General features: G+C 63.4%; 23 protein-coding genes. 11 read left to right on the top strand and 12 right to left on the bottom strand.

Annotated features, from left to right (window positions below; genetic code table 11):
* From U5O12_RS14360 to U5O12_RS14375, 4 genes are all read right to left on the bottom strand, one after another.
* On the bottom strand, nt 1–593 hold a 593-nt coding region (locus tag U5O12_RS14360; RefSeq protein WP_322579301.1), incomplete at its 3' end, for an Nramp family divalent metal transporter.
* 97 nt (nt 594–690) lie between these two features.
* Nucleotides 691–837 carry a hypothetical protein gene (locus tag U5O12_RS14365; RefSeq protein WP_322579302.1) on the bottom strand — a complete coding sequence of 49 codons (147 nt, stop codon included), beginning with the start codon at nt 835–837 and terminating at the stop codon, nt 691–693.
* A 523-nt stretch (nt 838–1,360) separates the two neighbouring features.
* The gene (locus U5O12_RS14370; RefSeq protein WP_322579303.1) at nt 1,361–1,936 is read right to left on the bottom strand and encodes a hypothetical protein; all 576 of its coding nucleotides are present in this window, start codon (nt 1,934–1,936) and stop codon (nt 1,361–1,363) included.
* Nucleotides 1,937–2,055: 119 nt separating this feature from the next.
* Nucleotides 2,056–2,262, bottom strand: coding sequence for a hypothetical protein (locus U5O12_RS14375; RefSeq protein WP_322579304.1), 207 nt, complete (start codon nt 2,260–2,262; stop codon nt 2,056–2,058).
* Between the two features lie 196 nt (nt 2,263–2,458).
* On the opposite strand from U5O12_RS14375, the gene U5O12_RS14380 reads away from it, so the two are divergent.
* Both U5O12_RS14380 and U5O12_RS14385 read left to right on the top strand, forming a co-directional pair.
* Complete coding sequence (locus U5O12_RS14380; RefSeq protein ID WP_322579305.1) at nt 2,459–2,896, top strand: hypothetical protein; 438 nt, start codon at nt 2,459–2,461, stop codon at nt 2,894–2,896.
* A 581-nt stretch (nt 2,897–3,477) separates the two neighbouring features.
* The gene (locus tag U5O12_RS14385; protein WP_322579306.1) at nt 3,478–4,368 is read left to right on the top strand and encodes a hypothetical protein; all 891 of its coding nucleotides are present in this window, start codon (nt 3,478–3,480) and stop codon (nt 4,366–4,368) included.
* Nucleotides 4,369–4,430: 62 nt separating this feature from the next.
* On the opposite strand, the gene U5O12_RS14390 is transcribed toward U5O12_RS14385, so the two are convergent.
* Nucleotides 4,431–5,516, bottom strand: coding sequence for a hypothetical protein (locus U5O12_RS14390; protein ID WP_322579307.1), 1,086 nt, complete (start codon nt 5,514–5,516; stop codon nt 4,431–4,433).
* A gap of 207 nt (nt 5,517–5,723) precedes the next feature.
* Between U5O12_RS14390 and U5O12_RS14395 the strand changes: the two genes are divergently transcribed.
* The 8 genes from U5O12_RS14395 (at nt 5,724) to U5O12_RS14425 (ending at nt 10,833) form a co-directional block, all read left to right on the top strand.
* Nucleotides 5,724–6,416, top strand: a complete 693-nt coding sequence (locus U5O12_RS14395) for a TonB-dependent receptor (protein ID WP_322579308.1) — start codon at nt 5,724–5,726, stop codon at nt 6,414–6,416.
* Between the two features lie 14 nt (nt 6,417–6,430).
* A complete protein-coding gene (locus tag U5O12_RS14400; protein WP_322579309.1) occupies nt 6,431–7,039 on the top strand; it encodes a hypothetical protein in 609 nt (202 codons plus the stop codon).
* On the top strand, nt 7,036–7,491 hold the full coding sequence (locus U5O12_RS14405; RefSeq protein ID WP_322579471.1) for a TonB-dependent receptor domain-containing protein: 456 nt from the start codon (nt 7,036–7,038) through the stop codon (nt 7,489–7,491). The genes U5O12_RS14400 and U5O12_RS14405 overlap by 4 nt, the downstream gene beginning before the upstream one ends.
* A gap of 342 nt (nt 7,492–7,833) precedes the next feature.
* The gene (locus U5O12_RS14410) at nt 7,834–8,028 is read left to right on the top strand and encodes a hypothetical protein (RefSeq protein ID WP_322579310.1); all 195 of its coding nucleotides are present in this window, start codon (nt 7,834–7,836) and stop codon (nt 8,026–8,028) included.
* Between the two features lie 114 nt (nt 8,029–8,142).
* Complete coding sequence (locus tag U5O12_RS21190; RefSeq protein WP_416221494.1) at nt 8,143–8,715, top strand: TRAM domain-containing protein; 573 nt, start codon at nt 8,143–8,145, stop codon at nt 8,713–8,715.
* Between the two features lie 12 nt (nt 8,716–8,727).
* Entirely contained in the window at nt 8,728–8,988 is a 261-nt protein-coding gene (locus tag U5O12_RS14415; protein ID WP_322579311.1) for a hypothetical protein, read from the top strand.
* The gene (locus U5O12_RS14420; protein ID WP_322579312.1) at nt 8,945–9,628 is read left to right on the top strand and encodes a hypothetical protein; all 684 of its coding nucleotides are present in this window, start codon (nt 8,945–8,947) and stop codon (nt 9,626–9,628) included. The genes U5O12_RS14415 and U5O12_RS14420 overlap by 44 nt, the downstream gene beginning before the upstream one ends.
* Before the next feature lie 179 nt (nt 9,629–9,807).
* Entirely contained in the window at nt 9,808–10,833 is a 1,026-nt protein-coding gene (locus tag U5O12_RS14425) for an MBL fold metallo-hydrolase (RefSeq protein ID WP_322579313.1), read from the top strand.
* 54 nt (nt 10,834–10,887) lie between these two features.
* Here U5O12_RS14425 and U5O12_RS14430 read toward each other — a convergent pair whose 3' ends face one another.
* On the bottom strand, nt 10,888–11,034 hold the full coding sequence (locus U5O12_RS14430; RefSeq protein WP_322579314.1) for a hypothetical protein: 147 nt from the start codon (nt 11,032–11,034) through the stop codon (nt 10,888–10,890).
* Nucleotides 11,035–11,089: 55 nt separating this feature from the next.
* Between U5O12_RS14430 and U5O12_RS14435 the strand changes: the two genes are divergently transcribed.
* Entirely contained in the window at nt 11,090–11,911 is an 822-nt protein-coding gene (locus tag U5O12_RS14435) for a ThuA domain-containing protein (RefSeq protein ID WP_322579315.1), read from the top strand.
* 52 nt (nt 11,912–11,963) lie between these two features.
* Here U5O12_RS14435 and U5O12_RS14440 read toward each other — a convergent pair whose 3' ends face one another.
* From U5O12_RS14440 to U5O12_RS14460, 6 genes are all read right to left on the bottom strand, one after another.
* The gene (locus tag U5O12_RS14440; RefSeq protein WP_322579316.1) at nt 11,964–12,539 is read right to left on the bottom strand and encodes a sugar phosphate isomerase/epimerase family protein; all 576 of its coding nucleotides are present in this window, start codon (nt 12,537–12,539) and stop codon (nt 11,964–11,966) included.
* Nucleotides 12,540–12,543: 4 nt separating this feature from the next.
* The gene (locus tag U5O12_RS14445; RefSeq protein ID WP_322579317.1) at nt 12,544–12,768 is read right to left on the bottom strand and encodes a hypothetical protein; all 225 of its coding nucleotides are present in this window, start codon (nt 12,766–12,768) and stop codon (nt 12,544–12,546) included.
* A gap of 503 nt (nt 12,769–13,271) precedes the next feature.
* Nucleotides 13,272–13,583, bottom strand: coding sequence for a hypothetical protein (locus tag U5O12_RS14450; protein ID WP_322579318.1), 312 nt, complete (start codon nt 13,581–13,583; stop codon nt 13,272–13,274).
* A 123-nt stretch (nt 13,584–13,706) separates the two neighbouring features.
* Complete coding sequence (locus tag U5O12_RS21195; RefSeq protein WP_416221495.1) at nt 13,707–13,985, bottom strand: hypothetical protein; 279 nt, start codon at nt 13,983–13,985, stop codon at nt 13,707–13,709.
* Nucleotides 13,964–14,161 (bottom strand): alpha/beta fold hydrolase, encoded by a 198-nt coding sequence (locus U5O12_RS21200; protein ID WP_416221496.1) that lies wholly within the window; start codon nt 14,159–14,161, stop codon nt 13,964–13,966. The genes U5O12_RS21195 and U5O12_RS21200 overlap by 22 nt, the downstream gene beginning before the upstream one ends.
* A 208-nt stretch (nt 14,162–14,369) precedes the next feature.
* A complete protein-coding gene (locus U5O12_RS14460; protein ID WP_322579320.1) occupies nt 14,370–14,792 on the bottom strand; it encodes a hypothetical protein in 423 nt (140 codons plus the stop codon).
* Nucleotides 14,793–14,845 lie beyond the last annotated feature (53 nt).

Raw genomic sequence — 14,845 nt, forward strand, 5'->3', positions numbered from 1 at the left:
GTACATGCATTGCTGCCGATCAGGGCCATGACCGTAAGCAGCGAGCCCTGAGGTAAAGATGGCACCAGCAAACCACCCAACATGGCACTGAACGAAGGCCGCACCATGATCAGTGTAAGCAGGAACACCAGGCCCATAAGCGCCACCAGGGCGATCAGCAGCTTTTCAATCAGGGCATAGACACCGGATGCCAGCAGCGCTCCCGCCAGCAGTCCCACCAGCAGTGCCCACCATTTCAGACCGATCTCGCTGATGCCCCGCAGGCCCAGCGCCGCCCCCGTTATATTTCCGGTCTGGTAGGCCGCGTTACCAAGCCCGACCGCTGCAACCACGAGCACAACGGCAGCGGTGCCCAACCAGCTCGAGCTGTAACTACTGCGCAGGGCTTCGGCCAGACCCTGCCGGCTTACCAGCGCGAGGCGCGCCGCCATCTCCTGCAGGACTATGGTGGCAAGCACCGAAAACGCCAGCGCCCAGATCAGGGCAAAGCCGAAGTGAGCACCGGCAATACTTGCCGTGGTAACCGTCCCCGGCCCGATAAATGCCGCGGTGACCAGGATTCCAGGGCCGAATTTGCGGCCGGGACCTTTCACCCCGTTCACTTGTTATCCCGCAACTGCGGGTTGGGCGCGGCGGGGACAGGCTGGCTGGTCGTGGCGCCAGATAGCACGATTCCTACGCTGGGCAACTTCATTGTTGCGCTGCATCACCCGCCTTGCGCACGAACCCGGCCAGCGCCGCCTCCCCCGCATCAGGGTCCGGTGGCAACAGGCCCTGCTCGATGATGAAGTCGTGAAACTCCCGCTGACTGAATCGATCGCCGAGCGCGATTCTCAATCTCCGCGCGCAGGCGCATCATGGCCATGAAGCCATAATAGTAGGACGTCGCCCGCCCGGGCATGCGAAACGCGTAGCGGTCGGCCTCGGCCGGCCCGCGGTGCTGGCGGTGCCCCGGACCCGTGCGTGGGCGCGCCGGGTGCCGGGGCGGACCGCCGCGCGCGGCGGGGAGAGAAAAAGCTGGGCGGGGAGGTAGATAAGGCTGCTGTGGCTGGCGTCGCGCCCGCTCGCGTCGCGTGTGTGCAAAGGGCGCGCGCAGGGAGTCGTTTTCACGGTGGCACTGCACTCTGCCGGGCGCGCCGGGGGTCGCGCAGGTCGCGGGCTGAGTCGTCCTACCGCGTCGCCTTCGAGGGCGGGGTTGGTCTGGACCAGCACGAACTCGCCGAACTGACCGGTATTGTTGATCAACTGCGGCGGACTCATAAAGGGGGCGGGAATCGCGGCGGACTCGGCCTCGGTGGCCAGGCGAATAGAGGCGTCACGCTGCGGCAGGGTGATAATGTCCTCGCGGCGAATGATGTCCTCAACCTCGGCAAGGCGCTGTTGGTATACGGTGAGCACCTGGTCCGGCGGTATCTGCGCCTCGTCGAAGCCGACGGATCATACCCAGCAGGCTCTTGTCATCCCAACGGCGCTGCTCGGCTATAGTGCGCGCCAGAGCATCCATCTGGCTGCCAATGAGCTGGTAGCTGTAGAGAGCGTCGGCGATAAGCTGCTCGGGCGTGGCCCGTACGCCATAGTTTCTCAGTTGCTCGCTGTACACCTCGCCCGGTAGCAGGTTATCCGGCCGGGCGCGAGGCAACATATCCGCGCGCAGCCACGCCCGGTACTCGTCCAGCTGGGTTTCCAGCAGGGCCAGGTCATCCTGCCAGCCTGCCAGTCCCGCCTGCTGGAACAGGTCTCGAATGCCGGCGATATAGCGCGGCGCGTCCGCAAGATCGGCATCCAGCTCAGGGCGATAAGGCCCCAGCAGGCCCTTGACACCAAAGCGCTCGGTGGATCGCGCCCTGGCGAGCTCAGTGATCGGGGTATAGCCCCTCAAAGCTGCCGTTGTACTTGCGCAGGCGCTCGAGGGCGCTGGCGTAGCGCGCCTTGTCATTCCTGGGATCCAGCAGCGCATTGAAGCTTTGAAACAGCAGACGGTCGAGTGGATAGTAGGGCAGCAGGTACGCACTGTTGATACGGGCCGGGTCTCGATCCCGTCTTGCAGGGACTGGATCAGGATCCTTGAGGTCCTCGCCTACCCTCGGATCTCGGTTTTGCCGCCAGGCGCTTGTTCAATTCGACCAACAGCAGCCGGTCACTGGCGCTCTGGCGCTCGTTATGATCCGGATTGAGGTCGATGACATCCGCGTCAAACTGGGTGAGGCCCGCCCGCGCGACCGACTCGGGCCGGAATTTTGCCTGGCTTTGCAGCACCATCATCGCATTGACGTTGGAACTGTTCTATCCAGTCGGCGGAAGCGGAGCCGGCAAAAAACGCAGCCAGCAGCAATAGTGCAGCCCTGCTGAAAAACCGCATTGTGACCTCCTTAACTGGCAGAACGATGAATATTACGCCAGAATTGCGGGGAAAACTCCCCGCCGCGTGCGAATTAATTCTAAGGATCAGGTCCGGCAGATGACCCAGGCAGCAACGAGTTCAGCGATCTCCCTCGCCAGGCAAGCGCTGGTGCACGGCGGTATTGCCCTGTTGCTGGCCGCGCTGTTGATCGGCGCCGACGTCAAGCGGGGGCGTGACGGCGTGACGGCTTACCTGGTTGCCGCCTGGGCGTTCCTGACCGGTCTCGCGCTCAGCCACATCGTGCACGAGTGGTGCCACTTCCTGGGCGCCAGGGCCGCGCGCTCCGCGCTCACCCTGAAGCCGCGCATCCACCCGCTGTTTTTCGATTACGACTTTGCACAGAACACGCCGGCACAATTCCTGTGCCTGAGCATCGGCGGGCTGCTGGGCAACCTTATGCTGCTGTGCGTCGCGCTGCTCTGCGCCGGGCCGCAGTCTCTCGGTGATGACAGCTTTCCTTGCGGCCGTAGCGGGCCAGTTCGTCTTTGTAGCTGATGCTGGAATTGCCCGTTTCAATCGCCAAGCCATGGCCGGCAGGATCCGCTGCCCTGCAGCAGCACTCGGCCAGGGCGGGCCCTTGCTTCGCGCGCCGGTGCCGGGGCCAAGGACCGCCGCCCTGGTACTGCTCCAGTGAGCGGCGACAGCCAGTTGAATGCACTCACGTGGTGCGCGCCAGCACCAATTTAGCCCGCCAACCCCGCCCTGTGGGGCAAATACCGCCATAATTCGCCTTTCAGGATCTGGCCCGGTAATTGCATTGCCCAGATCTGAAGCAACCTTCCTGATACATGGGAGCAACCGTAGCGGGCATCGAATCGGTCAATTTTTACTTGAGGCTGGATGTTATGACAGTTGAGGTGCAGTAGTTCGATTTCTTGAGGCACCCTCAAAGGACGACGTCCCCTGCGCGAAGGTCTCGCGGGCATCATGGGGGTCGGGGACGGGAATGTCAGCAACGCCCAGGAGCTGGACCAGGCGGAAACCCGTAGGCATTGCATTGGGTCACAGGAGCGTCCTGGTTGCCTACAGCCTTGCCGAGCAGAATGGCTATGCCTTCACCGTGAAGCTGAGCTGGAATGCAGTTATTGGTGTCTATCAGCGCTTACAAGGCCGGGGAGCTGTCGCAAACAGCGTTCTCCATGGCGCTGGGACTGGACAGCGGATCCGTAGCGGAAACGAGTCAGCTGGAGAATATTGGCCACTCGGTCGGGCTGGTTTATCGCGGTATCCAACATACTGTCGACAAGGATACGGGCAGCTCTCACCAAGTCCTGGATTTCATGAAAAAGACCGCTGAGGACCCCGCCTTTCGCGAGCAGCTCAAGGAGATCCTCAGCACCGGGGATGGCGATATCAGCGACTTCAGCCAACTCGACGCCGATGAGCTCGAGGCGCTGAGAGGCGGAAGAGGGGCGCTGGTGGCCGAGTTTGCCGCCAGGCACGGTTTCCTGTTCACCATGTCAGACCTGCTTGCCGTTACCGACGCCTTCCAGCGCGTGCAGTCGAAACAGATAAGTGGCGAGGATTTTGCCAGGTTCCTCGAGCTGGACGCCAAATCGAAGGAGTTCTTCCCGTTCATAGAGAAGGTTGTGTCCATGACCTACAAAGGGGTGAGTTATTCCGCCCCGGTGGCCGCCAAGTCGAAAGACAACACCCTCCCGGTTATCCGCTTCATGGAGCGCTCCGGCAGTGACCCCGCACTGCGCCAGAAACTGGTGGCGATCCTCGGGGGGGACGGGGATATCAGCAACCCCTCAAAGCTTGATGCGGAAGAGGCCCGGGGCTGGGCGGCGCCAGCAGCACTCAGGTGGTTAAACTGGGCGCCGAGTACGGGTATCGTTTTACCGCGTCTGACCTGGCTGTCGTCGTCAGCGCCTTCCAGATGGTTGGCACCGGCAAACTTCCCCTGGAGAGCTGCGCCCGAATCCTGGGCCTGGGCAAGTCTGACAGCGCCATTGCCAGTGTGAAAAAGACGGCCGGCCTGGTGTACCGGGGCGTAAGGACCTAGCGCAACGGTGAGCGCAGCGGGCTACGACAGCGTCAGGCCCGCATCTGCGCCGCCCCGGTAATGGGCGGGATATCCAGCGGCGACAGAATCTCGCGCTGCCGCGCACACGGCGGGGATGGCGTTGACGATGCGGTTGGCAGCGCTGCCATTGCCGCCGCCGGCCGGCCCCGGTTCAATTGCATCGTGGCCGTGCACGCTGATAACCAGGTCAGGGCTGCCCTTGATCAGCACCTGGTGACAGCCCTGCCCCTGGGGCGGGTACGGCCAGTCCGGCGCGCAGCGGTCATCGATGCGCGCGATGTGCTCCACCACCAGCCGGGTGACGCCGTTGCGGATACCGCGCACCTCAAACCGAAAAGCACCCTGGGTGCCCTGGTCAAAGACGCCCATCCCCGGCACATCGACAGCTTGCTCCAGCGCCCGGCGCTCGACGTAGGTCTCGACGCTGTCCAGGGGATACTCAAGGGCCGCGGCCATGATTCTCACCATGGGTTCCCACACCATTTTCAGGGAGAAATCCTCCAGCATGCGCGGTAGCTGTGCCATGCCCTGGCCGAAGCCGATAACCTCCCGTACCACCTGCGGCTGGTCATACAGGGCGTAATTGAACACTTCCTGGACACGAATCTCGTGGATGTCGGCCACGACTCCACTGGCGAGGATCGGCAGGATGTCCATGGCCCAACCCGGATCGATGCCGGACACAAACACCGAACTGTTGCCCTTGCGACAGGCCTCGCGCACCGGCGCAACCGCCGCTTCCAGACCACATTCCGGGTACAACAGCGGGTAAAACGCTGTAGACACGACATTCACGCCGGCTTCGAGGCAGCCCAGCAACTCCATGAAGGCCTCCGCCCCGCGGGTATCTGCAGTGGCTGCGTACACCACCGCATCGGGCTGCAGCCGCTGCAGCAAGCCGCGCCAATCTGCCGTAGCCTGGACGCCTGCACGTGCAACGCCTGCGATTTCGCCCGCGTCGCGTCCCAGCTTGGCGGGATCAGAAACAATAACCCCGACCAGCTCAAGGTCTCTGTGCGCCAGCACCGCGCGAATCGCGGGGCGGCCGACGTTGCCTGTGCCCCAGACTACTACCCGCTTTTTCATTGCCTGTTCCCCCGCAAAAAACTGTCCTGAAAATCCATCCGTATGCCGTAAGCGGTTCAGCAAATTCGACCAGTTGTGACAGCCTGCAACAGTGCATGCTCCGACAGGGGAAGCTTGTACTTGCCAGTCAGCCGTTCTTGTCGCACTCTGCTGTCAACGCCGGCCACCAGAGAGCCGCGCCGGTATAATAATGTATGAGGTGATGCAATGCCCGCAGTTAACCACAACCGTAAACTTCTCCTGTCCGCACTCCTTGCCGCCCTGGGGCTCACCGGTGAAGCACCCGTTGCGCTGGCCCAGCAGGGCGCACTGGAAGAGGTAGTAGTGACCGCGCGCAGACGCGAGGAAAGCCTGCAGGAAACACCTGTTGCAGTAACTGCGCTTAGCGCTGACACGCTGCGTGACGCGGGCGTGCGCAACCTGGCGCAGCTGAACCAGATCGTGCCCAATATCGAAGTGTCCTCCGCCAACGGCACCGCGCCACTGGCCAACATATACATTCGCGGTGTCGGGCAGCGCAACACTGGCCCGAACATCGATTCCGGCGTTGGCATTTATATCGACGAGGTCTACGTGGGCCGCCCGGATGGGGCGCTGCTCGATATCTACGACATCCAGTCAGTGCAGGTGCTGCGAGGCCCGCAGGGTACCCTGTTTGGCAAGAACACCACCGGCGGCGCACTGGTCTTTACCACCAATCGCCCCGGCGAAGAGTTTGAGGCAGCCCTCGGCGGTCGCGTCGGGAATTACGACCGCCACGATGGCAATGCCATGGTCAACCTGCCGCTGACCGACAACCTGTTTACTCGACTCGCAGGTTCGACCGTCAACAGCGACGGCTACATCAAGAACCTCTACGACGGCGATAAGGTACATGAACGAGGATCGCCAGAACGCTAACTGGCAGACCCGCTATGTGCCCACTGACAGCAGTCACCCTGGACCTCAACCTCAACTGGGCCAGGACCGAGCAGACAATGCGGCCGCAGAAGTGCGTACTGGTGCCCGGCTACAAAGGCTGGCAGGCGGAGCTGTTCAACACCCTTGCCGTCGTTCCCTCCACCGGCCGCACTGTGGATGACTTCTGCCAGGACGCTGCCGAGGCAGGCGACGCCAACACGGTGATCTCTGACCTGGGAGGAGATTACTCAGCCACGAACAAGGGCTCGGCCCTGATTGCCAACTGGGAGCTCAATGAAAACCTCAGCCTGAAGAGCATCTCCGCCTGGCGCTATACCAAGGCCGAGCAGGATGACGAGCTGGACCACACCGCGCTTCCCTTCCTGCACCGCACCCAGAGTGTCCACCCCCAGGGCGAGCCGCGCGAGACCGACCAGTACAGCCAGGAGTTCAAGGTCACCGGCACCGCGGTGAATGATCGCCTCAACTACGTCGCGGGTGTGTTCTGGTTCAGTGAAGAAACCAAGGGCGAGACCACGGTATCTTTCCTGGGCCCCTACGACCCGGCCCTGGCGGGCTGGCTGTACCTGAATGCTCCCTCGACCCAGTCTGGATTCCGATAACGACGCCCTGGCGAGCTTATGCGCAACTGGAATGGTTGTGGACCGAGCAGTGGCGCACCACACTGGGCCTGCGCGCCACCGACGAAACGCGCAAGCTCACCCGCAAGCGTTACCAGCTGATCCCGGACACCCTCGATGCCAACGGCGGCACTGTCGTGCCGCTGTTCGGCAATTCCGGGCTGTACAACCGCGACCCTGGTTTTGTCTATAACCCCCGGTTCGAATATGCCTTCGCGGACCAGTCAAATGGCAGTAATTCCGACAATGCGCTGACGCCCATGGCCAGCGTGCAGTACCTGATCAGCAACATCGAAGGAATCGACGCCGGCACCGTGTACCTGACCTACAGCGAAGGGTTCCTGTCGGGCGGCGTGTCCGAAGCACCCTCGGGCGAGCTGGAGAATTTCGAGCCCGAGGAAGTTAAAAACTGGGAGCTGGGCGTTCAAGCTTGACCTCCTGGACAGCAGCCTGCGTGTCAACGGCGCGCTGTACTACTCCGACTACAAGGACCGCCAGCTTACCTCCGGTGGTTATCAATCCCGAGACCAACGCGCCGGCCCCGGATACGATAAACGCCGCCAAGTCGACCATCCAGGGTTTTGAACTGGAGACCATCTGGTTCCCGGTGGAAAGACTGCAGCTGATGTTCAACCTGACGCTGAATGACGGCTCGATTGATGAATTTATGGACACCCAGGTTACCCGGCGGACCCCCTCAGTGCCGCCAGCTGCGGGCTGCAGCAGGGCTGACCTGACCTTCATCCAGGTCGACTCCTGCCCCAACGACCGCTCCGATGAAAACCTGCCCCGCCTGCCGGAACAGACCTTACTACGCGGCCGCCGAATACCGCTTCGATACCGACTTCGGCACGGTGCTGCCCCGCATCCAGTTCAGTTACAAGTCCGATGTGGATTTCTGCTTCGATTCCGCCAGCTGCCGCTCCGGCCTGTGGCTGGAGGAGAGCAAAAGGACCTCAGCGCACGCGTGACCGGATCTCCACCGACGAGAAGTGGGTGGGCGCGGTTTACGGTAACAATCTCACCGATGAGGATCTACATCATCGGCGCCAGCCCGCTGGTGGACTCCCAGGGCGTCGGCGGCTATGCCGCCGGCAGCGCCCACCACCTACGGGGTCGAGTTGAAGTACACGTTCTGGAAACCGCCCCCGCGCCAGCGCTTCCAGAAGCCCGCTCGCCGTCCGCCCCGGGCTCGCCTGTGGGGCAAGGATGAACTGCGGATAGAGCGTATGAGCCAGGAGGGGCGGGGCATCGCCAGCCGGCAGGGCAAGGTCGTGTTCGTGAGCGGCGCCCTGCAGGGCGAAACCGTGCTGGCGCAGTGCACGGCAGTAAAGCGCGATTATGACGAGGCATTGATGGTCGGCCTGGTCGCCGCTACCGATGCGGCCCGGGGCGCATCGAGCCGGATTGCCCGCTCTACCGGGATTGCGGCGGCTGCACCCTGCAGCACTGGTCGCTGCCGGCGCAGCAGGCGCACAAACAGGCGAGCCTGCTGGCGCTGCTCCAGCCGGTCGCGCCGGGTCTCGCGCTGGATCCGCCCATATGCAGTTCGCCCTGGGCTTACCGCCACCGGCTGCGCCTGTTGGTGCAACGTACTCCCGACCGCTCCTTCGTGCTGGGCATGCGCCGGCGCGGCTCGCACGAGGCGGTGGCGGTGAGCCGTTGGCCTGGTGGCGGCCACACCCGCGAACGCCCTGCTGCAGAACCTGCCGGCGCTGCTGGCGGCAGCCTCCGACTTGCAGGGCCTGCGCGAGGTCGAAATCGACAGCGACAGCACCGGGCAGCTCGGACTGTGCTGTTACTTTGCCGCCAACCCCGGTTCCAGGGGCATTGCCCTGCTGCGCGCGGCGCTGCTGACAGCCCCCGTGGTGGCGTTGCGGGTGCGGCTTGCCGCGCCCGGGCAAACCGCGGCGCGAGCAGGAGTGGGATGATGCGGGCGATGACAGGGCTGACTGGCAGGAACTGCATGCGGAGGGCGAGCTGTGCCTCAGCCTGAACTGCCCCGGGGAGAACAATGACAGGCCGGCGCGGGTGGAAGAGATGGCGTACCTGCCGGGAGACTTCACCCAGACCAACTGGGAGGTCAACAACGCGCTTGTGACCCGCGCGCTTGAATGGTTGCAGCCGCGCAGTGACGAGCGGGCACTCGACCTGTTCTCGGGCATCGGCAACTTTGCCCTGCCGCTGGCGCGACGCACCGCCGCGGTGGATGCGCTGGAAGGCGATGCCGGTATGACGCGCCGACTGGAAGCAAACGCCGCGCGCAACGGGATAGGGAATATCCAGGCGAAAACCGTCAACCTGATGGCGGATGGCCCTGCGCTGCCCCGGGCGGATATCGCCATCATTGACCCGCCCAGGGCCGGGGCGAAAGCGCTCTGTGAGGTGCTGCCCCACACCGGGGTGAGCCGCCTGGTCTACGTATCCTGTCATCCCGCTACCCTGGCGCGGGATGCGCGGCTGTTGCAGGCGGCGGGCTTCGCCCTGGTACGGGCGGCGGCGGTGGACATGTTTCCCCACACCGGCCACAGCGAGGCGATAGCCCTGTTCGAGCGGGTATCGAAACGCTGAGCCGGCGCCTCACTGCGGTCTGCGGGGCTGCCGGGATGCGCACCCCTCTTTGGGTGGGGACCCTGCCGACTCTTCGCGGCCAGACTTGCCCCGGATAGACTAAGCTGTCACCATCAGCGCCATCAACATCGACGCTATCGACCGACTCCGGGGGAAGACCCGCATGCTGTTTCACCAGATTGCCAACCGAGCGCGGCTGCCAGTCCTATTTCGTCGCCTGTGAACAGGCCTGCACCGCGGTCATTATCGACCCCGAGGAAACCCTGATAGACCGCTACCTGGGGCTGGCGGCTCAGGAGGGTGTGCGTATTCACTACGTGCTGGACACCCACACCCACGCCGACCATTTCTCCGGTGCCATAGAGATGGCGCGGGAGCTGGGCGTGCCGGTGATCATGCACCGCGACAGCCCCGCGCCCTACGTCGACCTGCGGGTGGACGACGGCGAGAAGATCAACCTCGGTAAACTGTCGCTGAATATCCTGCACACGCCCGGGCACACCGCGGACTCGATCTGCGTGCATGTCGAGGACCGGGTGTTCACCGGCGACACCCTGCTGATCGGCGGCTGCGGCCGCTCCGACCTGCCCAGCGGCGACCCGGAGCAACTTTACGACAGCCTGTTCAACAGGTTGCTGCTGCTCGACCCCGCCACCCGGGTCTACCCGGCGCACATTTACAGCAACCGCGAGTATTCCACCCTGGCCGAGGAGATCGCGAAAAACCCGCGCCTGCAGCTGCACGAGCGGGCGGACTTTGTCGCCCAGATGCGCACCCTGCGACTGAAGGAGCCCGATCATCTGACGGAGGCCCTGCGCACCAACCTCAGCGGCGGCAAGACCGTCGAGCAGCTGATCGCCGCCGCCGCGCGCAATGTCTCATTCATGTCACTGGAGGAAGTGCGGCGCCGTATCGAGACCGCCGACCCGGGGATACTGCTGCTGGATGTGCGCGAGCGCGATGCCTACGAGCGCGGCCACATACCCGGGGCGACCCATATTCCGCGGGGGCAGCTGGAGTTGCGGGTGAACCAGGCCCTGCCGGACCCAACCAAACGCATCGTGGTGTACTGCGAGCTCGGCCGGGTATCCACCCTTGCCACCGCCACCCTGCGGGAGATGGGATTCACCCGGGCGGTTGCCCTGGACAAGGGCATGCAACAGTGGATCGAGAACGGCTACCCGGTGGCGACGGGACCGGCTTGATACCATGCCGCACGGCGCGTCATACTCATCGCCCTGGAACCAGAATAAAAAAATCTACAATACGTCGACATCATCAATGCCTATCCCGGCCGCATCGTCACCACGCACTACAAGGCGGCCGTGCCGGGTGACGACGATGCGCAACAAGCCATCGTCGGCGGCAGGCATCATGGACTGGAAAGCGCTGCTGCAAGCGATCATGGCCACCGAGCGGAGCCAGCGCGGCCTTTGAAACCAATGTCTGTGAGTCCAGCTTGTGAGCATTATTAACTACAGCGCGCCAGGGCGACTGCTGGCCGTCGCCCGGGGCCACCCCTATGAGCGTGAGGTGTTCGCCGGGCTGTTTCAGGGCCTTGACGACTTCGATGTCTGCCACGTCGAGCAACCGGCCGCGCAGTTTTGTTTCACACCGCGGGCGGCGCGTGAATTTGACGCCATCGTCTGCTACGACATGCCCGGCGTGGATTTCACCGCGCCCGACGCGCCGCGCCCGGTCACGCCAGACCCTGCGTTTGTGCGTGATTTCCTCGCCATGCTGGAACAGGGCGTGGGTATTGTTTTCCTGCACCATGCACTGGCCGCGTGGCCGGCATGGCCTGAGTATGCCGAGATCATCGGTGGTCGCTTCCACTATCGCCCGGCGCTGCTGCGCGACCGGCAGTGGCCGGACTCCGGTTATCGCCACGGGGTGCACCACCGCGTAACAACACTGGCCGCGCACCCGGTAACGGAGGGCATTCCCGAGCATTTCGACATGACAGACGAACTGTACCTCTGTCCTGTGTTTGAGGGCGATGTCGTGCCGCTGCTGCGCAGCGATTACGACTTTCGCAAAAATAACTTTTACTCTGCGGCCAGGGCAGTTGCCGGCGAACTGCATTCGCGCACCGACTGGAACCATCCGCCGGGTTCCAGCCTCGTAGGTTGGGCGAAACACCGGGGCGCCAGCCCGATTGTCTATCTGCAGGGCGGTGATGATGCAACGGCCCTCGGGAATGCGCACTTTCGCCGGTTGGTGCACAACGCGGTGCGCTGGGTTGCCAGCGGCGAGGCGCGCGACTGGGCCGCCAGCAGATAACCACCACAACTGCGATGATCAATAAGTAGGCGACCAGCAACTGAGTCGCGTGCTACGCCCCACACTGCAGGAATCGCTGCGTCTTCTGCAATACCGCCCTGGCGCGACCGACGGCATCGCCAGCAAAGCGCTGCATCAGTTCCCGTGAACGGACTTCCACGCTGAGCGGCAAGTGCGGGTCGAGTTGCTCAAGGATGTCGCGCAGCGGCAGTTCGCCGTCACCCGGCAGCCGGCGCAGGTACAGCGCATCGTCCAGCAGTCCTTCCGGGCTGTCATCGGCCAACGCGGCGGTGGCATCGCACAATTGCAGGTAGGGGATCAGGTTATGCTCGATACCGCGCAAATCCTCTGCCGCACTGCCGGTGCGCATCAGGTGCAGTGTGTCCACCAGTATGCCACCCGCAGGGTGGCCCACGTCACGCACCACCGCCAGCGCCTGTTGCAGGCTCCGGATTTCAGTGATGGCAAGGAACTCCAGCACCACTCGCAGGGCGCCGTGTTCGGCGCGGCGGCAGAGGTGTTCGAAGCGTCGCTTGGTCTGGGCGCTGTCGGGCTCGGACGACACGCACAGGACGTTGCGAGCGCCCAGCTCCAGCGCGATCTCGATCATGCGATCGTGCGCACTCATTTTTTCATCGGGTTTGAACCACACTCACCTCGAGGTCGAGTGCGCAAAGGCCGGTCTCCGCCAACGCCTGCGCTACGCGTTCGCCGCGCCCGCGATCCCAGGACGGCAGGTCGCACCAGATGCCGGCCGCCGTGAAACCGGCCTGCGCCGCGGCGTAGACAGTTTCTTCTGGCGAAAACTCCGGCAATACGCCCGCGGCGAGAGAAATCAAACGGGTATCTGTGATCAATGGCTTACCTGCTGGCGCACGCGCTGATGTCTTCTCGATGATACGGCACGACAACCGGGGGCAGCCACGTCGCGGATCTTGTGTCCGTCGTGTACTCGTCCGTAAGTGGGGCAGTAGATCTCCTTCGGGGCATACCGCAGCAGAACCTTCATCCCCATGACTGTGAGATCTTCCCAGGCGCGAAACCCGTTTGCCTGGCGGACAATCCGGCCGCGCCGCCCCCATTCCGGGCAATGCTCCTCCATCTTGTCGACGCCAATCAAGTGAAGGAATGAAGCCCGTCTCTACATGTGACATCAAGTCACTGCTTCAACCTAACCCAAACAAGTAAGGGGCTGCTGGCGGGCCCGCAATTCCTCGGCGCCAGGGTCTGCCTGTTCCTCGGCGCCCTGATCGTGCTGGGCCACAACCTGTTCGACTACCCATTCTGTCGCTGGGTGGCGGATTTGAAGAGCCGCCGCACGGGACCGGTGGCTGAACTACCTGTAATTTCCCCGGGTGGGTCAGGCGGCGCTGATGCGCGCCAGGTAGTCCAGCAGGATGGCGTTGAGTTCATCCGCCGCCTCCAGCGGCAGCATGTGGCCCGACTTCGGGATCATCTGCACATCGACCAGGTTGGGGAAGATCGCCCGCATCAGGCCGATGGGGTCCTCGCCGTGAAAACCCTCCAGGTCCACATCCCGCTCGCTGCCGATAAACCAGGCCGGTACCTGGCTCTGCACTCCCTCGAAGGGTTTGCGCTGCGCCCACTTGATATCCATGGAGCGGTACCAGTTGAGCCCGCCGGTAAAGCCTGACTGGCTGTACTCCGACACGAAGAACTCCAGCTCCAGTTCAGCTCAGCCAGGGCCAGGGCAGCGGCGGCGGCTCGGCCATCGCATCGATGTAGGCGGTGCCGGGGGGATGCTTGAACACCTCGAAGTAATTCGCCGCCCCGCTCAGGATCCACATGACCTTGCGCAGGAACTCCGCGGGCGGCGGCCGGCGAGTTCGATGTCGGCCCGGGGCGGTTCACGAAAATACTCGATATGCAGGAAGTGCCGCTCGCCCATCTCCCGGTACCCGGTGAGGGGCGGCTTGTCCGGGTTGTGGGGCGCGGCCGGATTCTCCAGGCAGATAATGGCCTGCACCCGCTGCGGGCGGCGCAGGGCCAGGTCCTGGATGGCGAAGGCGCCGAAGTCGATGCCGACAAAAATCAGCCGTTGTCCACGCCGCAATAATCCAGCAGGCCGACCAGGTCGGCGGTGATTTCGTCGACGCCATACGCCTCGGGCTCTTCCGGCGCCTCGCTCTGGCCCATGCCCCGCATGGAGGGCGCGATAACGCGGTAACCCGCCGCGGCGATAACCGGTATCTGCCGGTGCCAGCTGAACCAGAGCATGCGGGAAGCCATGGCAGAACACCACCGTGCCCTTTGCTTCGGGCGCGGCCGCAGCCTGCTCCACCCAGTGCATCTGGATGTTGTTGATCATGGCGTAGTGGTGGCGCCAGCCGGGAGCAGGGTGGGTCATGGGATACCTGCCGGGACTTTTAAAGCAGGAACCCGCCACTGGGGCGGGTTCCTTGGATGTTCGTCCATTTTGAGCAGGACGGGGATCGCGCTATAAGCCCTTGAAGTCGTCACGAAGGCGCGGGGTCACAACGCCCAGCATACGGCCGAACATATAAAGTGCATGCCGGGCTTGCACGATCAGGTCGCCACGGAAGTTGCGCGGCACGACGTTTTCGGCGCGTGGCCGGGCGACTATCACTGTGTTGCTATTCAGGTCAAAGTAACAACGCTGCAACTCTGCATCCAGTAGACTGGATTCCATGTAGACCAACAGCGCCTGCAACTGCAACTTCGCGAGACTGTACCAGCGGCTATCATAGGAAAACAAAACTACGTTGATCCCGAACGCCATGCCGTTATACCGCCTCGGATCGACACACTGTGACGTCTGGGAGATTGTTGCCTTGAGCTGCTCCAGCGTACTGCGCAGGACGGGGCGATAATCGGTCGCCTGCACATGGTACAGCGTCACCGGTGGAATAGAATGTGGTTTGCGCTACTTCGCCGCGGGAACTACCGCACCCC

Origin of the sequence: Rhodoferax sp., from assembly GCF_034519335.1 — a bacterium.
In the GTDB taxonomy this organism is placed as follows: Bacteria; Pseudomonadota; Gammaproteobacteria; order Burkholderiales; family Burkholderiaceae_C; genus Allorhodoferax.

Coding starts and splice junctions, on each gene's coding strand:
- U5O12_RS14370 (WP_322579303.1), bottom strand. CDS start 1,936: ATGACAAGGCGCGCTACGCCAGCGCCCTCGAGCGCCTGCGCAAGTACA.
- U5O12_RS14375 (WP_322579304.1), bottom strand. CDS start 2,262: ATGATGGTGCTGCAAAGCCAGGCAAAATTCCGGCCCGAGTCGGTCGCG.
- U5O12_RS14380 (WP_322579305.1), top strand. CDS start 2,459: ATGACCCAGGCAGCAACGAGTTCAGCGATCTCCCTCGCCAGGCAAGCG.
- U5O12_RS14385 (WP_322579306.1), top strand. CDS start 3,478: ATGCAGTTATTGGTGTCTATCAGCGCTTACAAGGCCGGGGAGCTGTCG.
- U5O12_RS14390 (WP_322579307.1), bottom strand. CDS start 5,516: ATGAAAAAGCGGGTAGTAGTCTGGGGCACAGGCAACGTCGGCCGCCCC.
- U5O12_RS14395 (WP_322579308.1), top strand. CDS start 5,724: ATGCCCGCAGTTAACCACAACCGTAAACTTCTCCTGTCCGCACTCCTT.
- U5O12_RS14400 (WP_322579309.1), top strand. CDS start 6,431: ATGTGCCCACTGACAGCAGTCACCCTGGACCTCAACCTCAACTGGGCC.
- U5O12_RS14410 (WP_322579310.1), top strand. CDS start 7,834: ATGAAAACCTGCCCCGCCTGCCGGAACAGACCTTACTACGCGGCCGCC.
- U5O12_RS21190 (WP_416221494.1), top strand. CDS start 8,143: ATGCCGCCGGCAGCGCCCACCACCTACGGGGTCGAGTTGAAGTACACG.
- U5O12_RS14430 (WP_322579314.1), bottom strand. CDS start 11,034: ATGATCGCTTGCAGCAGCGCTTTCCAGTCCATGATGCCTGCCGCCGAC.
- U5O12_RS14440 (WP_322579316.1), bottom strand. CDS start 12,539: ATGAGTGCGCACGATCGCATGATCGAGATCGCGCTGGAGCTGGGCGCT.
- U5O12_RS21200 (WP_416221496.1), bottom strand. CDS start 14,161: ATGGCTTCCCGCATGCTCTGGTTCAGCTGGCACCGGCAGATACCGGTT.